The organism is Halomonas sp. 25-S5, assembly GCF_029889845.1.
GTDB lineage: Bacteria > Pseudomonadota > Gammaproteobacteria > Pseudomonadales > Halomonadaceae > Halomonas.
Genome location: NZ_JARANV010000094.1, coordinates 1 through 606 on the forward strand (window position 1 = coordinate 1; position 606 = coordinate 606).

The following is a 606-nucleotide window of genomic DNA, read 5'->3' on the forward strand; positions in this document are numbered from 1 at the left end:
GGAAGCAAACACCAGGCACTCAGGGGGTACGGCCAGGCGACCAGAAGGAGCCAGCCGGACGGAAAGGCGGGAGTCGGAGTCGCTCGTAGTACCGAGGAAGGCGGGGAACCGACTCGACGGGACCCGCTGGAGGGAAGGGGCGGCCAATCATCAGAACCGCAGGAGGGACACATGGCAGATGCACAGGAATCTGTGTCCATGTACACGAAACAAGGGCGGATAGCAGCGCTGGCAGAGCGCTTCCCGCAGCGTGCCTTCACGTCACTGGCGCACTACATCGATGCCCAGTGGCTGAAGACGGCCACCCTGATGACGCGCCGTGATGGCGCCGTCGGGATCGATGGCCAGACGGCGGACGACTTCGCGAGCGACTTCGAGGCCAACATCCAGCGCCTGCTGGAGGGGGGCCAAGAGTGGTCGTTATCGGGCGCCGCCGGTGCGGCGCGTCCATATTCCCAAGGGAGATGGGCGCACCACGCGGCCGATCGGCATCCCCACCTTCGAAGACAAGGTCCTGCAGCGTGCCGTGGTGGCCCTGCTGGAGCCGCTCTACGAGCACGACTTTCTAGACGGCTCGTACGGCTTCCGGCCGGAGCACTCGGCACA

At 65.7% G+C, this 606-nt stretch carries 1 protein-coding gene; it reads right to left on the bottom strand.

Annotated features, from left to right (window positions below):
• Positions 1 to 261: 261 nt before the first annotated feature.
• A complete protein-coding gene (locus OP498_RS18530; protein WP_280554828.1) occupies positions 262 to 411 on the bottom strand; it encodes a hypothetical protein in 150 nt (49 codons plus the stop codon).
• Positions 412 to 606: the final 195 nt, after the last annotated feature.